This window comes from Vibrio sp. Vb1755, from assembly GCF_033338635.1.
In the GTDB taxonomy this organism is placed as follows: Bacteria; Pseudomonadota; Gammaproteobacteria; order Enterobacterales; family Vibrionaceae; genus Vibrio; species Vibrio alginolyticus.
On sequence record NZ_JAWOTA010000001.1, the window covers coordinates 515,183 to 533,679 of the forward strand.

The window sequence follows — 18,497 nt, forward strand, 5'->3', positions numbered from 1 at the left end:
CAACTCGTTAATGGTACGCTTCGCCTTCTTTTACTTTTCCGGAGAAGACGTAGTAACTCCAAAAGGTGTAAGCCAGAATGATCGGGATGATGATCGCTGCTCCAACGAGCATAAAGCGCTGGCTGCTTGCAGGAGCCGCTGCTTCCCATATTGATATGCTAGGAGGAATGATATTTGGCCAGATACTGATGCCAAGCCCTGCGAACCCGAGAATCACGATCACTAGCGCCATCACGAAAGGGCTGCGCTCTTTACGCTTTTTAACGGAGTCAGCAATCTTCAAACATACCAGTCCAGTAATGACTGGTACGGGCAGTAAGTAGAACAAATTCGGCAGAGAAAACCATCTTTCCGCAATGGTAGGGTAAGCAAGTGGAGTCCAAGCGCTCACAATGACTAATGCGGAGATCATCGCCAGTAGTGTTTTATTAGTGAAGCGGTACATCGTGTTTTGCAGTGCACCTTCCGTCTTCATGATGAGCCATGTGCTACCGAGCAGCGCGTACGTTGCGACTAAACCCAAACCGCAAAAGATGGGAAAAGGGGTAAGCCAGTCTAGTTGGCTACCTACGAAGACGCGGTTTTCCACCGCAAAGCCTTGAATTACCGCGCCAACAACGATGCCTTGGAAAAACGTGGTTAAAATCGAGCCGACCATAAAAGAGCGATCCCAGAACTTTAAGTGGTTTTCCAATGCTTTAAAGCGAAACTCAAACGCTACGCCACGAAAGATCAAAGCAATCAACATCAACGTTAAAGGGATGGTTAGCGCTTCAATAATCACCGCGTAAGCCATCGGAAAAGCGCCAAATAGAGATGCGCCTCCAAGCACAATCCAAGTTTCGTTGCCATCCCAAACTGGCGCGACACTGTTGACCATGACGTCTTTTTGTTTTTCATCCTTGATGAAGGGCATCAGTATTCCAATACCCAAATCGAAGCCATCCATGATGATGTACATCAAAGTGGCAAAAACGATGATCGCGAACCAAATCACGGATAAATCAAAATGCATATTTTCTACCTTCACTTTGTGACAAATTCTAAATGCGACCTGAAACGGTCGTCATGTCGTGCTCATCGTGTTCGATTGCATCGGGGCCTTTCTTGATTTGGTGGATCATGTAGTAATAACCAAAACCAAATACCAAGCTGTATACAACCAGGAAACACAGCAGGCTGATGCTCATTTGTAGGTCTCCGTGTGCAGAAACCGCATCACGCGTTTTTTGTACGCCATAAACGACCCAAGGTTGCCGACCAACCTCTGTCGTAAACCAGCCAGCGAGTATTGCGATAAGACCAGATGGCCCCATAAATAATGAAAACTTGAGGAACCAACGCGAGGTATAAAGCGTGTTCTTTTTTCGTAACCATATGCTGTAGAAGCTCTGTAAAATCATCAGAAGTCCTAGCCCGACCATGATTCGAAATGACCAAAAGACGATAGGTGAGTTCGGTCGTTCCTCTTTCGGGAAGTCTTTCAGCGCCGGGATTGGCTCAGTTAAACTATGGCGTAGGATCAAACTTCCTAAAACAGGAATTTCTAAGGCATAGTCTGTGCGTTCTTGTTCCATGTTTGGCATGCCGAACAATATCAATGGGGTTGGTTTGCCATCACTGTTATCCCAATGTCCTTCGATGGCAGCGATTTTGGCGGGCTGGTGTTCCAGAGTGTTTAGCCCGTGCACATCGCCAATCACGGCTTGGAGTGGCGCAAGGAACACTAAGATCCCGAGCGACATCGAAAACATGGTTTTTACCGCAGTCGATTGATTGCCTCTCAATAAATGCCAAGCGGCTGACGCGCCTACAAAGAGTGCTGAACTGACGAAAGCCGCGACGCTCATGTGCGCCAAACGATAAGGAAATGAAGGATTGAAAACGATAGCAAACCAGTCGGTTGGCACCACACGTCCGTCGATAATTTCATAGCCTTGTGGCGTTTGCATCCAACTGTTGGAGGCGAGAATCCAGAACGTCGAAATGATCGTTCCTAACGCCACCATCGAGGTTGCAAAAAAGTGCAGCTTTTCGCCGACGCGACGCCACCCAAACAGCATTACGCCAAGAAATCCGGCTTCGAGAAAGAAAGCCGTTAACACTTCATAAGTCAGTAATGGGCCTGTGATAGAACCAGCGAAGTCGGAGAAACCACTCCAGTTGGTGCCGAATTGATAGGCCATGACAAGACCAGATACAACACCCATTCCAAAGTTAACCGCAAAAATTTTCGACCAGAAGTGATAGAGCTTTTGGTAATCGGGATTACGTGTTTTTAGCCATAAGCCTTCCAGCACGGCGAGATAGGTGGCCAAACCTATGGTGATAGCGGGGAAAATAATATGAAAGGATACCGTAAAGGCGAACTGTATCCGTGCAAGCATAAATGCGTCGAGGCCAAACATTAAACTTCCTTTGATCTTTTAAGTTTTATGAGAGAGCTATTTTAAAAGGAGCGGAATGAGGGAAGTAGGTACAGACAGTGACTATAAACCTATAACAGATTAAATATTGAAGTGTTATTATTTTGAATTCGGCTTTATGGAAGGGGATTTGCGTTTGGCGAAGTATCAAGAGTTAGTGGAACAGCTTAAAAGGCAGATAAAATCGGGGATATGGCATCCGGGTGACAAGCTGCCTTCGCTGCGTCGCCAATCTGAACACTCGGGTTTGAGCTTGATGACGGTGTTGCACGCGTATCAAATTCTGGAATCTCAAGGCTGGGTCACGTCACAGCCGCGATCTGGTTATCGAGTCGCGCCCAATATTAAGAGCTCAAATGAACCCCAAGCGCCAGCCGCGGTTTCGTGGACTGAGCAGGTAGACATCAATGAGTTTATCTTTGATGTTCTGCAGGCGAGTAAAAATCCATCCATGATCAATTTTGGCTTTGCCTATCCAGACCCAAGTTTGTACCCACGATATCACGTGAATCGGGCGATGAGCGCAGCCGCTCGCAATATGCCGATTTCCACCACCTTTGATAACTTACCGCCGGGAAACGAGCAATTACGCACCATCATCGCGAAGCGTTATGCTGCGAAAGGCATTGAAATTTCACCCGATGAAATTGTCATTACGGCAGGCGCGCTGGAGGCGTTAACGCTCAGTTTGCAAGCCTGCACAAGACCGGGAGATTGGGTGGTTGTGGAGTCGCCTGCATTTTATGGTGCATTGCAATCCTTAGAGCGGTTAGGTTTGAAAGCGCTCTCAGTAAGAACAGACCCAGTCACGGGCATTGACCTAGACTCATTGGAACGAGCGCTGCAAACACACGATGTGAAAGCATGTTGGCTGATGTCGAACTTCCAAAATCCTCTGGGTTTTACGCTCACCAACGAGAAAAAACAAAAGCTGATTGAGCTGACACAGCGATATAACGTGCCAGTGATTGAAGATGATGTGTACAGCGAACTGCATGCCGAGAATGACTCGGTTTACCCACTAAGAATGTTTGATGACACGGGCAATACCATGTTGTGCTCCTCGTTTTCAAAATCGTTAATCGCAGGGCTACGTATTGGTTGGGTTGCGGCGGGAAAGCGGGCGCTAGAGGTACAAAAGTTACAGTTAATGAGTACATTAGCGACGAGTGCACCAGTGCAAATGACATTGGTACACTATTTAACAAGCCGCAATTATGAATCTCATTTGAAGCAGTTACGGAAAAAGCTGTTTGAACGTAAAAGTAAGATGACGGTTCTGCTTAGTGAGCTGTTACCTGAAGCAGTCAAAGTGTTAAGCCAAAGCGGTGGGTACTTTATTTGGTTAGAGCTTCCCAAGCATATTGATGCCTTGCAGATATATCGAGAAGCGCTAAAAGGTAATATCAGCATCGCACCGGGAAAGATGTTCAGCCTGACAGAACAATACGATCACTGTATTCGTCTTAACGCTTCTTTTGAGCTCAATGACAAATATGTTCATGCTCTCAATCTGCTCGCTAATATTATTCGCGAGCATTTGGCGAAATAGCGACTTTCTTCAGTTTTTTGGTTTAATGGAGCGCGCCGGATTTCCAACAACTCGATCGCCCGGCGCAACGTCTTTGGTTACGACAGAGCCAGCGCCGACGACGGCCTCATCGCCAATGGTCACGCCCGGCAGTATGATTGCGCCCCCACCAATCCAAACGTTATTGCCAATTGTTACCGGTTTGGCGATCTCATCTCCGGCTAAGCGTCTTTGTGTATCGAGTGAATGAGCGGCTGTGTAAATTTGCACTCTAGGCCCAATCATGACGTTCGCGCCAACCTCAACCTGCCCATTGTCCAGAATAATGGCATCCCAGTTGATGTAGGTGTTTTCTCCGATGGACAAGTGACAACCGTAGGTAAGTTGTAGCGGTGGCTCTATACAGGCGCTGTTTTTTAATTGGACGCCCATTTCCGCCAATAGTTGTCTGCGGATATCTGGGTTTGGCTCGTGGTTAAATTGGAAGACAAGCTGCGCAGTTTTGGCGCGCATTAGCTTTAGTTCTTCATCCAGACAATTATAGGTTTCTCCAGAGCGCATCCGAGTCAGTTCTGACATAACAATCATTCCATCAATGTTATTTGCAATAAGGTGCATAATAGGTGAGAGTGATTCGAAGTGAAAGTTTGATGCTTAAAAATCAGAAAGTTATCACTGATTTGCCTTGCGTATCCAGTTGGTTGATTGGCTCGTTTAGTTCACAAAGACGTATTCCCTAAATGGCTTAATCGGTTGAAGCCAAAGTGGGAAACCACTCGAAGCGTTTTGTATAGATTACAATATAGTTAATAAGAAGAACTTAATTGAGCCGCTTGCGCTATCGATTGGGCTAAAAATATAAGACTTATGCGCTCTGGCTTGCTGGCAACGATGAATCAAGAGTGAGCACTTTATGTTCGAACGGGTCATTTCATTTTTGGAAACAACACTGTTTACCTTTAACGAACAACCTATCACGTTGTGGGCGATATTGATGGTGCCGACATGGGTCATTGTCGCTTTATGGTTATCGAAAATTTTGATCAAAACCGTTACGTCAAGAATGTCTTCATCGGGGAAAGACCCAAACGTGATTCATTTGGTTAAACGGATATTATTTGTCATCGCTCTCGCCATTATTTTTATGACCACACTTTCGATGATAAATGTGCCAATTACCGCGTTTGCCTTTCTGTCTGGTGCCATCGCTATCGGCTTCGGTTTTGGTGCGCAAAACATCATTAACAACTTCATAAGTGGCTGGATTTTGATTGGTGAAAAGCCAATCCGAATTGGGGACTTTTTAGAGGTTGAGGGCGCCAAAGGCACTGTCGAGCAAATAAATACACGCTCAACGAGAATCAGACGAACCGATGGTGTTCATATGCTCATACCCAACAGTCAGTTGATTGAGAACGTGGTGATCAACTGGACGTTATGCGACAGATTAGTTCGTGGCTCTGTCGTCGTCGGTGTCGCGTATGGGAGCGATGTCAAACAGGTTGCTGCCTTAATGGCGGAAGTGACTTCGCAGCAAGCGCAAGTTCTGAGTTCGCCAGCGCCAGATGTGTTTTTTCAAGACTTTGGTGACAATGCTTTGATCTTCGAATCTTATTTTTGGATTAACTCAACGGTTGAGGGCGGTATTCGCTCGGTCGCAAGTGCCATGCGTTTTGAAATCTACGAAGCTTTCGAAAAGCACGGCATTGAAATCGCGTTTCCACAACGAGATGTGCACATTGATGGGCAAATCAAGTTGTCTAGGGAGAGAAACGGATAGGGCGATAAGCGGTATTGGTGTTCTTATCTTGGTGTCGAGCAACCAAAGCGAGGCGGTCACAACACGGATTCACCTCGTTAGAAACCAGTTTGAAGGCGTTATTGGTTGTCCCACATGACTTCGCATTCTTCTTTGATTGCTGATTTTAGCAACTCAATCAGTGGAAACGCTCTGCGTCCTAGGCTTACCGCGGGCTCTGCTTGTTCTTCCTCCTCGTCTACATCAGTATGGAGATTTTCTTCAGCTGCATTTTTCGCAGATAGAGCAGAAGTTAATCTTGATAACGCGTCAGGAACATCTTGAGCGGAAATTGATCCCGGCACCGTGCCGCTGTGACCCATCATTTTGAGCATATCTAATGCAATATCACCAAACATTGTGACGTTTGAGTGGCTTCGACAACGAAATGTTATGAGCATTTACCTGATCCTGTTTTATACGTTCGCTTTGAAACTAAATTGTAGCTGAAATCAGGCACTAATTAATGTGATGAAGACCGTTGAGAGTTAAGGTTTTTATGAGTAACAATAAAAAACGGGCACGTACGTCTGCATGCCCGTTGAAATACATTACCTGATTGGTTGTTGATGATTTACAAGCTATACGGATCGCCTAGAGCCAATGCGACCCTAGAAGCAGGAGACTTTCCTAACGCACGGCAAATTTGCCAACCCGCTTCATTGATGACGCTAAGGTCAACGCCTGTTTCAATCCCAAGTTGCTCACACAGATAAAGTACATCTTCCGTTGCAACATTACCACTGGCTCCTTTCGCGTAAGGGCAGCCGCCGAGCCCCGCTACTGCGCTATCAATGGTGTTGATGCCCATTAACAAGGCTTGATAGATATTGGCTAATGCTTGCCCATAAGTGTCATGAAAATGTACTGCGAGCGCGTCTTTTGGCAGTAGCGTTAACAACGAATCCAGCATGGCGATAACGCGATTAGGCGTTGCTTTACCGACAGTATCACCGAGCGAAATCTCATAACATCCCATATCAAACAACGTATTGGCGACCTTGGTAGTTTGCTCTGGCTTGATTACTCCCTCATATGGGCACACCATGGTACAAGACAAGTACCCGCGTACAGGAATGTTATGCTGGTTCGCCAATTCGATAACGGGCTCAAATCGAGCGAGACTTTCGGTAATGCTGCAGTTGATGTTCTTCTGGCTGAACGTTTCTGAAGCGGAGCCAAACACCGCAATTCGCTTTACACCGCTTTCCAGCGCACGTTCTAACCCTGCGAGATTTGGTGTGAGCGCGCTATAAACCACTTCAGGCTTTTTTGAGATACCAGCAAACACCTGATCGGAATCGGCCATTTGAGGCACCCACCTTGGAGAGACGAAAGATCCCGCCTCAATATGCTTTAAGCCACTGCTGCTTAGTTGGTTAATCAAACGGATTTTATCAACCAGCGTCACTGCCGTTTCATTTTGCAGACCATCACGAGCGCCGACTTCGACGATATTAACCTTCGCTGGTAGCATATTCGCGCTCCTTATCTTCACTGACGTTATCCGATATCAAAGACAAATTCAGCAGTATGGAACCGTGCTGTACTTGGTCCCCGTGCTGATAAAACAATTCGTCGACTGTTGCTGCGACCGGAGCCGTGATGGTGTATTCCATTTTCATTGCTTCGAGTACCAAAAGCGGATCGCCCGCCGCCACTTCGTCACCTTTAGCCACCATAACTGCTGAAATTATGCCGTTGAGTGGTGCGGTTGGACTGAGTTCATCATCTACATCTTTTGCAGAGTCAAAGTTAGGTTGATGAGCGAACGTGCGCTGCTGACCAAGATAAAATAGTGTTGTTCTTTGTTCATCGCTAAGTGCATTAAAGGTGTAACGCACATTATCAATATCGACGATAAACTGGTTGTCACTTTCAAGCAGGATAACCTGATGCAGCTCCTCACCACATCGGACAGTGAAGTGAGATCCTGTATCTTGCGATGATTGTTGCAAACGTGCCTGATGGTTGGCCTTGGCATCCGTGAAGTTAAATCGGTAAACGTTGTCAACTGACAGTCTAAAACCTCGTTTGGTTGGCGCGGGTAACGTTGAGCTGTCTGATTTTGAAATGAGATCATTCCAGCGAGCAACCGCCGCCAATGTAAGCCAGATTGAATCCGACACGTCTTGCTGCTCATTTATGCCTTGTTGATGTGTGACGAGGAAACCTGTATCGAGCTCAATCTCGGCAAAGGCTGGCTGCGAAACAATGCTGTGCAGGTAACCAATGTTTGTCGTTACGCCACGTACGTGATATTGAGTTAACGCCTGCTTAAGCTGCTTTAGCGCGATATCACGAGTTTGCCCCCAGACGATCAGTTTGCTGATCATTGGATCGTAATATTCGCTGATGCTATCGCCTTGGGTAACACCACTATCAACGCGTACGCACGCTAGGCGCACACTACTGTCTGATACGGGTTCTTTTAAGTAATCAATGCGGCCAGTCGACGGCATAAAGTCATTGTCTGTATCTTCTGCGTAAATTCGCAGCTCAATTGAATGACCGTTGTGGGTGATTTCAGATTGCGAAATAGGTAAATGCTCGCCAGCTGCGACTTTTAATTGCCACTCCACCAAATCAACACCGGTGATCAATTCAGTAACAGGGTGTTCAACTTGCAGACGGGTATTCATCTCCATGAAGTAAAACTCACCGCGGCTATCGAGCAAGAACTCCACCGTGCCAGCGCCAACATAGTCGATCGCTTGAGCGGCCTGAACCGCAGCTTCACCCATTTGTTTACGCAGTGCATCACTAAGACCGGGAGCTGGTGCTTCTTCGACTACTTTTTGGTGACGGCGTTGAATGGAGCAATCGCGATCAGAAAGATAGACACAGTTGCCATGTTGGTCAGCAAATACCTGAACTTCAACGTGGCGAGGCTGCAATATACATTTTTCGATTAGAAGCTGCTTATCGCCAAAGCTTGAAAGTGCTTCACGCTGCGCACCGTCGATGGCCAGAGGCATTTCGGCTGCGCTATTGACCACTCGCATGCCTTTACCGCCGCCCCCTTGGGTTGCTTTAAGCATCACTGGGTAACCGATTTTTTCCGCTTCTGCTAATAAATGCTCTATGCTGTTGTCTGTGCCGTGATAGCCCGGAACCAATGGTACGTTCGCCTCTGACATGATGGCTTTGGCTTGCGACTTCGAACCCATTGCTTCAATTGCGCTGGTGGAAGGGCCAATAAAAACAATGCCATTTTCGCTGCACGCTTTCGCCAGTTTCGGGTTCTCGGAAAGAAAACCATACCCAGGGTGGATAGCATCGGCTTGCCATTTTTTCGCAGCGCCGATAATCGCATCGATATCGAGATACGATTCACTCGCCGGAGCGGGGCCAATGAATTCAGCGAAATCCGCTTGTTTAACATGTAAGCTGCTGCGATCCGCTTCGGAATAGACGGCAACCGTCTCTATAGCCATGCTTTTTGCGGTTTTAATGATTCGGCAGGCAATTTCACCGCGGTTTGCGATCAGTATTCTTTTAAACATGATTCCTCCAATTGGCGGCGCGCTTTTCAAAAAATGCACTCAGTCCTTCTTGTCCTTCTGCGGACACGCGGGCGGTTGCAATAGCTTGGCTGGTGTATTCAATTAATGAATGCTCGATAGGTTGATTGTCACAACGTAAGCAGAGCGTTTTTGCTGCCTGCATGGCTTGTGGACCGTTGTTAAGCAGGTGATCAATGGTGCGATTGACGGCTTCACGTGGTTGAGCGTCTATCTGATGAAGAATACTCATCGATAGTGCGGTTTCGGCATCAATCAGTTCCGCGGTTAAAAAGTAGCGTCGGCTTTGTCGTTGTCCAATCGCTCGGATTACGTAAGGTCCGATGGTGGCGGGTAACAAACCGAGCTTCACTTCACTCAAACAGAAGCGGCTTTCAGGTGTACCAATAGCGATATCGCAGCAGCAGATAAGCCCAAGTGCGCCGCCAAATGCAGCGCCATGCACCATAGCAATGGTTGGTTTGCTAAAGGTATCCAGCGTATGCAAAAGTTTTGCTAGTTGCTGTGCATCTTGCAGGTTTTCACTTTCGGTTTTGGCGGCCATTGACTGCATCCAGCCAAGATCCGCACCCGCAGAAAAGTGTTTCCCTTGCGCCGTTAGTACCAATGCACGTAGAGAGTCGTCTCTATCAAGTTTTTCCAAGATTTCGATAAGTGAAGCAATTAATTCATCATTAAACGCGTTGTGTTTCTCTGGTCGATTGAGGCTCAACCAGGCAACGCCATTGCTGTCTTTTTCGAGCAGTAGTCCGGTCATGTGACTTCCTTTGTCTGACATTTCAGTCTGTATTCCAATACTCGCTAACCGTTACTTGTATAAACATCGGTATTCGCGAGGAGTTAAGGTTTGCCTTGCATCCGACTACATACGGAAGATGCCAAATTTGCTGTCTGGTATCGGCGCATTAAGCGCAGCAGACAGAGCAATGCCGACAACATCACGGGTTTTCGCAGGGTCAATAATGCCGTCGTCCCACAAACGAGCACTGGCGTAGTATGCATGGCTTTGAGTCTGATATTGCTCCGCAATAGGACTTTTGAACGCTTCTTCTTCCTCCGCGCTCCAGCTTTCACCTTTGCGAGTTTTGATATCGCGGGTCACTTGCGCCATCACGCCAGCCGCTTGCTCTCCACCCATGACGGAGATGCGTGCGTTTGGCCACATCCACATCATGGTTGGATCATAAGCGCGGCCACACATGCCGTAGTTCCCAGCGCCATACGAGCCACCAATCACTACGGTAAACTTCGGTACGTCTGCACACGCCACAGCGGTTACCATTTTCGCGCCATGTTTTGCGATGCCTTCGGCTTCGTACTTCTGACCGACCATAAAGCCCGTTATGTTCTGCAAGAAAAGCAGAGGAATTTTGCGTTGTGCGCACAGCTCAATAAAATGCGCGCCTTTTTGTGCTGATTCCGAAAATAGAATGCCGTTGTTAGCGACAATGCCAATCGGCATACCGTGAATATGGGCAAAGCCACAGACCAAGGTTTCGCCGAACAAGGCTTTAAATTCATCGAACTGGGAATCATCAACAATTCGGGCAATGACTTCTTTAACATCAAACGGCTTTTTGAGATCGGTTCCGACGATGCCGTACAGCTCTTGGGCAGGAAAACGTGGTTCCTGTGGTGCTTTTTGCTTGAGTTGAACGGGTTTCAAGTGGTTAATTTGAGAAACGGCCTGTCTTGCTAGCTCTAATGCATGGTGGTCGTTTTCTGCGTAATAGTCCGCCACGCCAGAGGTGCGACAGTGAACGTCTGCGCCACCAAGATCTTCCGCGCTGACTTCTTCACCTGTCGCTGCTTTTACAAGAGGTGGACCTGCCAAGAAAATCGTGCCTTGTTCTTTGACTATGATGGAAACATCACACATCGCAGGAACATAAGCGCCGCCAGCGGTACATAGCCCCATGACCACCGCAATTTGTGGAATGCCTTTGGCCGACATACGGGCTTGGTTGTAGAAAATACGGCCAAAATGGTCTTTATCTGGGAATACCTCATCTTGGCGGGGTAGGTTAGCGCCGCCAGAGTCGACTAAGTAAACACACGGCAGTTGGCATTTTTCTGCAATTTCTTGTGCTCTTAAGTGCTTTTTCACGGTGAGTGGGTAGTAACTGCCGCCTTTTACCGTCACGTCGTTGGCAACGATCATACACTCGGTGCCGTCAATTACACCCACACCGGCAACCACTCCAGCACATGGAACGTAATCTGGATACACATCCCAGCCAGCAAATTGACCAATTTCTAGAAAGGACGAACCAGGGTCGAGTAGGGCAAGAATGCGCTCACGTACCGGAAGTTTGCCTTTCTTCTGCTGATGCTCGCGGGCTTTCTCACCGCCACCATCTTCTATTAGGGCAGTCACGGTATAAAGTTGATCTACAAGTGACGCCATAGAGCGGTAGTTTTCCTGATACTGCTCTGAATGGGTATTAATATTGGTCGTCAAACAAGCCATAAATAGCCGATCTCCATTCGGTAGACGGGTGACACCACCCGCCTTTATCTATGTTGAATAAGATTTAGGTTGAATAAGGAATTTATTTAGATTCAGAACGCCTAGGTATGTTGATTAGGCGCTTTCGTTAAACAATTCGCGACCAATAAGCATGCGGCGAATTTCTGAAGTGCCCGCACCGATTTCATACAGCTTGGCATCTCGCAACAAACGGCCCGTATCAAACTCGTTGATGTAGCCGTTACCGCCAAGTAGTTGAATCGCATCCAGTGCCATCTTGGTTGCCAGCTCTGCGCTGTAGAGGATCGCGCCAGCAGAATCTTTACGTGTGGTTTCACCGCGATCACAAGCGGCAGCGACGGCGTAAACATACGCTTTAGCGGCATTCATTTGTGTGTACATATCCGCGATTTTTGCTTGAACTAGCTGGAATTCACCGATGGATTTACCGAACTGTTTACGGTCGTGAATGTAAGGCACAACGATATCCATACACGCCTGCATGATGCCAATTGGGCCGCCTGCAAGCACCACACGTTCGTAGTCGAGGCCGCTCATCAATACTTTCACGCCTTGGTTTTCTTCGCCGAGAATATTTTCCGCAGGGACTTCGCAGTTTTGGAAGACCAGCTCACACGTATTCGAGCCGCGCATACCCAACTTGTCGAGTTTTTGTGCTTGAGTAAATCCAGGGAATCCGCGTTCCACAATAAATGCCGTGATGCCTTTGGAGTGCTGGCTTGGGTCGGTTTTTGCGTAGACAACATAGGTGTGTGCATCAGGGCCGTTTGTGATCCACATTTTGTTGCCGTTTAGCAGGAAAATATCGCCTTTACGTTCGGCTTTAAGCTGCATAGAGACCACATCAGAGCCGGCGCCGGGTTCACTCATTGCAAGGGCGCCGATATGTTCACCGGAGATGAGCTTAGGTAGGTATTTCTCTTTTTGCGCTTGTGTGCCGTTACGGTGGATTTGGTTGACGCAAAGGTTGGAGTGAGCGCCGTAACTTAACGCAACCGAAGCGGATGCTCGGCTGATTTCTTCCATAGCGATAACGTGGGCGAGATAGCCCATGCCTGCACCACCAAACTGTTCGCTGGTGGTCACACCTAAAAGACCCATGTCACCTAATTTGGACCAAAGATGGTTTGGAAAGTCGTTAGTTTGGTCGATAGATTGCGCTAGCGGCGCAATTTCTCTTGCAGCAAAACTATTGATTTGCTCGCGAAGCAAATCGGTATTTTCGTCATAAACAAAGTTCAGGGAAGAGTAGGTAGATTTCATTGCGTGTCCTTGCCTTTACGTCACCTACATCCCAGAGTTGAGGTGTTAGGTGACTTTTTCGCCTTTCATGGATCTCAGTGTGTTTTGGCATCGCAACTGCGCAGCATTTAACTCCATCATTACCGCTTGAATGTCGTTTGCTTGCTGTTGCAATGCTGCCTTCTTCTCTTCGATCAACCGAATCATATAGTTCAACTGCTCAGTACTTTGATCGGTATCGTAGAGTTCAAATAACTCTTTGATATCTGCAAGAGAAAAGCCCAATCGCTTACCTCGCAAAATCAGCTTTAGTCGAATTCGATCGCGACCATTGTAGATTCGAGTGTTGCCTTTACGTTCTGGAGTTAGGAGACCTAAATCTTCGTAGAAGCGAATGCTTCGAGTAGTAATGTCGAACTCTTTCGCGAGCTCGCTGATCTTAAATGTGTTCATTCCTTAACCTTACGACTTTCGTATAACATTTACATGAATATACAATTCGTTAACGTTAAAGTAAACAAACAACATCCACTCTTGAGCCTTGATATCACTCGCATTTACTCGAAATCAAAGAATCACTCTAACAAACAATAACCTCAAACTTGACGTTAACGTAAATGTTAGTATAGTTATGACGTAAACGTCAACAAAAGGTTAATGGAATGAAAAATGAAACATGGATTGTTGCCGCTAAGCGAACGCCTATCGGCTCTTTTCAAGGTGCATTAGCTTCAACAGATGTCACGGAACTCGGTGCGAAAGCCATTCAAGGGGCGCTAGCCGAAAGCCAACTCGATGTGCACAAAATAGACGAAGTGTTGATGGGGTGCGTTTTACCCGCCGGTGTGGGGCAAGCGCCTGCAAGACAAGCAAGCCTTAAAGCTGAAATGCCACAATCGATTGGTTGTACGACACTGAACAAAGTTTGTGGATCGGGTATGAAAACCGTGATGCTGGCATATGACCTTATTCAATCTGGTAATGCGCATGCTGTCATCGCTGGTGGCATGGAAAACATGTCGTCTTCTCCTTATCTATTAAAGAAAGCGCGTGATGGTTTCCGTTTAGGTCACGAGCAAGTGCTTGATCACATGTTTTATGACGGGTTGCAGGATGCCTACCAAGGCGAGCTGATGGGTGTCTTTGCAGAACAGACGGCGCAAAAGTATCAGTTCAGCCGTGAAAGTATGGATGCCTGGGCGCAACAGTCGTTGACTCGTGCGCAGCAAGCAATCGAACAAGGTTTGTTCAAAGAAGAGATCGTGCCTTTTAACGTAAAAAGTCGGCGCGGCGAAACCTTGGTTGTAGATGATGAGCAACCGAGCAAACTCGACGTCACTAAAATTCCTACCTTACGCCCTGCGTTTGCCAAAGATGGCGGCGTAACCGCAGCAAACTCTAGTTCCATTTCGGATGGTGCGTCGGCAATGATCTTAGTCGATAGTGAGTTTGGTCGTCAGGAAAACCTTCAGCCTCTAGCCAAAATTGTCGCGTACAGCACGCATGCAAGACAGCCTGATGAGTTCACCATCGCACCAGTCTTCGCGATTGAATCGCTGCTGGAAAAAACGGGCTGGGACAAATCAGACGTGGACCTTTGGGAAATCAATGAAGCTTTTGCTGTCGTGACTCAATACGCGGTGAAAGCTCTCGAACTGGACGAGAGCAAAGTGAACCCTCGCGGAGGGGCTTGTGCGCTGGGGCATCCAATAGGCGCAAGTGGCAATCGAATCCTTGTCACTTTGATTCATGCGCTAAAACAAACTGGTGGTAAGCGTGGCGTTGCATCGCTTTGTATTGGCGGCGGCGAAGCTACCGCTATCGCGATTGAAATCTGCTAAATCACTCTCAACAAAGTTTCACTTACATAACAGTAGTCAGTAACAAGCTGAAAAATACAAGGATGTCATCATGACAGAACAAGTAAAGCAGTATATCGGTGGTGAATTCGCCATCTCCGATTCAAAACAATGGCTAGATGTAACCAACCCGGCAACCAACGAAGTGATTGCACAAGTACCTTGTGCCACGGAATCGGAAATGAATGCGGCGATTGCCAGCGCAACAGAAACGTTCAAACGCTGGAAAGAAGTTGCAGCGCCGGAGCGTGCTAGATTGATGTTGCGTTACCAACATCTGCTAAAAGAGCAACACGATGAGTTGGCGATACTGCTTTCAAGTGAGACAGGCAAAACCCTCGCGGATGCAAAGGGTGACATTTGGCGTGGGATTGAAGTCGTAGAACAAGCGGCGAACATTTGTAGCTCAATGATGGGCGAAACGGTGGAAAACGTCGCGACCAATATTGATGGTTACTCTTACATTCAACCGCTCGGTGTTTGTGCTGGCATCACACCCTTTAACTTCCCTGCGATGATCCCATTGTGGATGTTCCCGATGGCGATCGCTTGTGGCAACACCTTTATTCTAAAACCTTCGGAACAAGTTCCGCTGACTGCAATGAAATTGGCAGAGCTATTTGAACAAGCTGGTGCACCAAAAGGCGTATTGCAAGTTGTTCACGGGACCAAAGAGCAAGTCGACCGCATTCTGACTGATCCAGTCGTTCGTGCGATCTCTTTTGTTGGCTCTGTGCCCGTTGGTGAGTACATCTACAAAACAGGTACAGACAACCTGAAACGCGTGCAGTCATTTGCAGGTGCTAAGAACCACATGGTCATCATGCCGGATGCAAACAAACAGCAAGTCATCAATAACCTAGTTGGCGCGTCAGTTGGTGCTGCAGGCCAACGCTGTATGGCGATTTCGGTTGCCGTATTTGTCGGCGAAACCAAAGAATGGATTCCAGAGCTTAAAGAGGCGTTAGCTCAGGTTCAGCCTGGCGCGTGGGATGATGAAACCGCCGGTTATGGTCCACTGATTAGCCCTCAAGCGAAGCAGCGAGTGGTGAATCTGATTAATGAAGGCAAAGCGTCAGGCGCGAATTGTGTTCTGGACGGGACAGACTGCCAAGTACCTGGCTTCCCGAACGGTAACTGGGTGGGGCCAACACTGTTTACCAACGTGACCACAGACATGTCGATTTATCAGGAAGAAATTTTCGGGCCTGTACTGTTAACTATGGAAGTGGATGACCTAGATGAAGCGATTGAACTGATCAATGCAAACCGCTTTGGTAATGGTACGTCTATTTTCACGGCGAACGGCGCTGCCGCGAGAAAGTATCAACACAATATCGAAGTAGGTAACGTAGGAATCAACGTACCGATTCCGGTGCCATTGCCGTTCTTTTCGTTTACTGGGTGGAAAGGCAGCTTCTACGGCGACCTGCATGCTTACGGTAAACAAGCGGTTCGCTTCTACACCGAGACGAAAACTGTCACCGCGCGTTGGTTTGAAGATGACATTCCAAGCGGTCCAAACATGACTATTCAACTTAGCTAATTACTGGATTAGCGACACCTCTAGCCAAGCCCTTCATCCTTTTAGAGGGCTTGGCTCGGATACAAATGCAACGAATCAGACCTTAGGACTTCAAGATGGATTTTGAATTAAACGAAGATCAACTCGCGTTTGCCGAAGTAGCAAAGCAGTTTGCAGACCAAATGTTAGCGCCGCACGCGGCCGAGTGGGATGAAAACCATCACTTCCCTAAAGATGTACTGCGTCAGGCGGGTGAGCTGGGCTTTTTGAGTATCTACACGCCACCAGAGCACGGTGGCTTGGGGTTATCTCGTTTGGATGCGGCGATCATTTTCGAGCAGTTGGCTATGGGTTGTACCGCGACTACTGCGTTTATGACCATTCACAACATGGCGACGTGGATGATCACCAGCTTTGCCAAAGCCGAAGTGGCGCAGCAATTTAGCGCGGATCTAATTTCGGGTGAAAAGCTCGCTTCCTACTGTTTAACCGAACCTAATGCCGGCTCTGACGCCGCTTCTCTAACGACTAGCGCAGTGCGTGATGGCGATGAGTTTGTTCTCAATGGCGCAAAAGTGTTTATCTCGGGTGCCGGTGATACAGATGTATTAGTCGTGATGGCGCGTTCCTGTGGTGAAGGAGCGAGTGGCGTTTCTGCATTCGTTGTTCCTGCTGATTGCGAAGGCATTAGCTACGGTAAAAAAGAAGCCAAAATGGGTTGGAACTGCCAGCCAACTCGCATGATTACCTTCGAAAATGTTCGTATTCCGGCTGACTATCTGTTGGGTGAAGAGGGAGAAGGCTTTAAGTTCGCCATGCTTGGCCTTGATGGTGGTCGAATCAATATCGCTACTTGTTCCGTCGGTACTGCGCAACAAGCACTGAACGAAGCCAAGCAATACATGAACGAACGCAAACAGTTCGGCCGTTCACTGGCGCAATTTCAAGCGTTGCAGTTCAAGCTTGCTGATATGGCGACTGAGCTGGTCGCTGCGCGTCAAATGGTGCGACTCGCTGCCGCTAAACTCGATGCCCAGCACGCAGAAAAAAGTGCGTACTGTGCCATGGCAAAACGCTTTGCTACTGATGTGGGCTTTAAAGTCTGCGATCAGGCGCTGCAAATTCACGGTGGCTATGGCTACATCAAAGAATATCCAGTCGAGCGCCATTTCCGAGACGTTCGTGTTCACCAAATCCTTGAAGGTACCAACGAAATCATGCGTCTGATCGTCGCAAGACGATTACTAACGGAAGGCGTTGAGCTGCTTTAGTCAGCGAGACACAGCCTTACCTAAAGAAATTAAAAAGGACTGAAAGATTATGACGGCACAAATCAAATTAGAGCGCGAAGCGCATATTGCCAAGCTCACGATTAGTAATCCGCCAGCGAACACTTGGACGCTTGAGTCTTTGAATCAGCTAAAAGAGTTGGCAATTGAACTTAGTAATGATCGCTCTATTTATGCGTTGGTTTTAACAGGCGAAGGCGAGAAATTCTTTTCTGCTGGAGCAGATCTTAATAACTTTGCATCGGGTGATAAATCACAAGCAGCAAACATGGCGTTCGCATTTGGTGAAGCGTTTGAAGCGCTTTCTGCATTCGATGGGGTTTCTATCGCAGCGATTAATGGCTATGCGATGGGCGGCGGTCTGGAAGTGGCGATGGCGTGTGACATTCGTATCGCAGAAGAACAAGTACAAATGGCACTTCCTGAAGCATCGGTAGGTTTGTTGCCGTGTGCGGGTGGGACGCAAAACCTGACCGCGTTGGTAGGTGAAGGTTGGGCGAAGCGTATGATCCTGTGTGGCGAGCGTGTGACGGCCGAGCGAGCGGAAAAAATTGGGTTAGTCGAAGAGGTGGTGGCGAAAGGTCAAGCACTCGAAGCGGCTATGGAGCTAGCACAGCGTGTTGCAGGTCAATCACCGAAATCTGTGTCTGCGTGCAAAACGCTCATTCAAGGTCGACGCAGCCAAACTCATGCAGCTGGATTGGTTTTGGAGCGTGAACTGTTTTTACAGCTGTTCAATACACAAGATCAGACTGAGGGTGTGAATGCGTTTTTGCAAAAGCGCAAGCCACAATGGACAAACAGCTAGCGGA

16 protein-coding genes are annotated in these 18,497 nt (G+C 47.7%); 6 read left to right on the forward strand and 10 right to left on the reverse strand.

Annotated features, from left to right (window positions below):
• Window positions 1-7: 7 nt before the first annotated feature.
• Together cydB and R7E00_RS02270 are read right to left on the reverse strand one after the other, a co-directional pair.
• Window positions 8-1,015 carry a cytochrome d ubiquinol oxidase subunit II gene (gene cydB / locus R7E00_RS02265; RefSeq protein ID WP_213970140.1) on the reverse strand — a complete coding sequence of 336 codons (1,008 nt, stop codon included), beginning with the start codon at window positions 1,013-1,015 and terminating at the stop codon, window positions 8-10.
• Between the two features lie 28 nt (window positions 1,016-1,043).
• Window positions 1,044-2,408, reverse strand: a complete 1,365-nt coding sequence (locus tag R7E00_RS02270) for a cytochrome ubiquinol oxidase subunit I (RefSeq protein ID WP_182015882.1) — start codon at window positions 2,406-2,408, stop codon at window positions 1,044-1,046.
• Between the two features lie 136 nt (window positions 2,409-2,544).
• Here R7E00_RS02270 and R7E00_RS02275 point away from each other — a divergent pair, with 136 nt between their 5' ends.
• A complete protein-coding gene (locus R7E00_RS02275) occupies window positions 2,545-3,978 on the forward strand; it encodes a PLP-dependent aminotransferase family protein (protein ID WP_081008266.1) in 1,434 nt (477 codons plus the stop codon).
• Between the two features lie 9 nt (window positions 3,979-3,987).
• Here R7E00_RS02275 and R7E00_RS02280 read toward each other — a convergent pair whose 3' ends face one another.
• On the reverse strand, window positions 3,988-4,536 hold the full coding sequence (locus R7E00_RS02280) for a sugar O-acetyltransferase (protein ID WP_025767897.1): 549 nt from the start codon (window positions 4,534-4,536) through the stop codon (window positions 3,988-3,990).
• A gap of 334 nt (window positions 4,537-4,870) precedes the next feature.
• On the opposite strand from R7E00_RS02280, the gene R7E00_RS02285 reads away from it, so the two are divergent.
• Window positions 4,871-5,737 carry a mechanosensitive ion channel family protein gene (locus R7E00_RS02285; RefSeq protein ID WP_005373258.1) on the forward strand — a complete coding sequence of 289 codons (867 nt, stop codon included), beginning with the start codon at window positions 4,871-4,873 and terminating at the stop codon, window positions 5,735-5,737.
• Between the two features lie 98 nt (window positions 5,738-5,835).
• Here R7E00_RS02285 and R7E00_RS02290 read toward each other — a convergent pair whose 3' ends face one another.
• From R7E00_RS02290 to R7E00_RS02320, 7 genes are all read right to left on the reverse strand, one after another.
• Window positions 5,836-6,156 (reverse strand): DUF1840 domain-containing protein, encoded by a 321-nt coding sequence (locus R7E00_RS02290; RefSeq protein ID WP_025767896.1) that lies wholly within the window; start codon window positions 6,154-6,156, stop codon window positions 5,836-5,838.
• A 173-nt stretch (window positions 6,157-6,329) separates the two neighbouring features.
• Window positions 6,330-7,232 (reverse strand): hydroxymethylglutaryl-CoA lyase, encoded by a 903-nt coding sequence (locus R7E00_RS02295; RefSeq protein WP_213895754.1) that lies wholly within the window; start codon window positions 7,230-7,232, stop codon window positions 6,330-6,332.
• Window positions 7,213-9,261, reverse strand: a complete 2,049-nt coding sequence (locus R7E00_RS02300; RefSeq protein WP_262606338.1) for an acetyl/propionyl/methylcrotonyl-CoA carboxylase subunit alpha — start codon at window positions 9,259-9,261, stop codon at window positions 7,213-7,215. Before R7E00_RS02300 ends, R7E00_RS02295 begins: the two co-directional genes overlap by 20 nt.
• Window positions 9,254-10,036, reverse strand: coding sequence for an enoyl-CoA hydratase-related protein (locus tag R7E00_RS02305; RefSeq protein ID WP_182015886.1), 783 nt, complete (start codon window positions 10,034-10,036; stop codon window positions 9,254-9,256). Before R7E00_RS02305 ends, R7E00_RS02300 begins: the two co-directional genes overlap by 8 nt.
• 105 nt (window positions 10,037-10,141) lie before the next feature.
• Window positions 10,142-11,749 carry a carboxyl transferase domain-containing protein gene (locus R7E00_RS02310; RefSeq protein WP_182015887.1) on the reverse strand — a complete coding sequence of 536 codons (1,608 nt, stop codon included), beginning with the start codon at window positions 11,747-11,749 and terminating at the stop codon, window positions 10,142-10,144.
• A 114-nt stretch (window positions 11,750-11,863) separates the two neighbouring features.
• Window positions 11,864-13,033 carry an isovaleryl-CoA dehydrogenase gene (locus R7E00_RS02315; RefSeq protein WP_161441001.1) on the reverse strand — a complete coding sequence of 390 codons (1,170 nt, stop codon included), beginning with the start codon at window positions 13,031-13,033 and terminating at the stop codon, window positions 11,864-11,866.
• Between the two features lie 45 nt (window positions 13,034-13,078).
• Window positions 13,079-13,465, reverse strand: coding sequence for a MerR family transcriptional regulator (locus R7E00_RS02320; RefSeq protein WP_005373242.1), 387 nt, complete (start codon window positions 13,463-13,465; stop codon window positions 13,079-13,081).
• 209 nt (window positions 13,466-13,674) lie between these two features.
• Between R7E00_RS02320 and R7E00_RS02325 the strand changes: the two genes are divergently transcribed.
• From R7E00_RS02325 to R7E00_RS02340, 4 genes are all read left to right on the forward strand, one after another.
• Window positions 13,675-14,853, forward strand: a complete 1,179-nt coding sequence (locus R7E00_RS02325; RefSeq protein WP_161441002.1) for a thiolase family protein — start codon at window positions 13,675-13,677, stop codon at window positions 14,851-14,853.
• Between the two features lie 70 nt (window positions 14,854-14,923).
• On the forward strand, window positions 14,924-16,417 hold the full coding sequence (locus R7E00_RS02330) for a CoA-acylating methylmalonate-semialdehyde dehydrogenase (RefSeq protein ID WP_005382664.1): 1,494 nt from the start codon (window positions 14,924-14,926) through the stop codon (window positions 16,415-16,417).
• Between the two features lie 95 nt (window positions 16,418-16,512).
• Entirely contained in the window at window positions 16,513-17,667 is a 1,155-nt protein-coding gene (locus tag R7E00_RS02335) for an acyl-CoA dehydrogenase family protein (RefSeq protein WP_006741037.1), read from the forward strand.
• 49 nt (window positions 17,668-17,716) lie between these two features.
• Window positions 17,717-18,493 carry an enoyl-CoA hydratase gene (locus tag R7E00_RS02340; protein WP_017633670.1) on the forward strand — a complete coding sequence of 259 codons (777 nt, stop codon included), beginning with the start codon at window positions 17,717-17,719 and terminating at the stop codon, window positions 18,491-18,493.
• Window positions 18,494-18,497 lie beyond the last annotated feature (4 nt).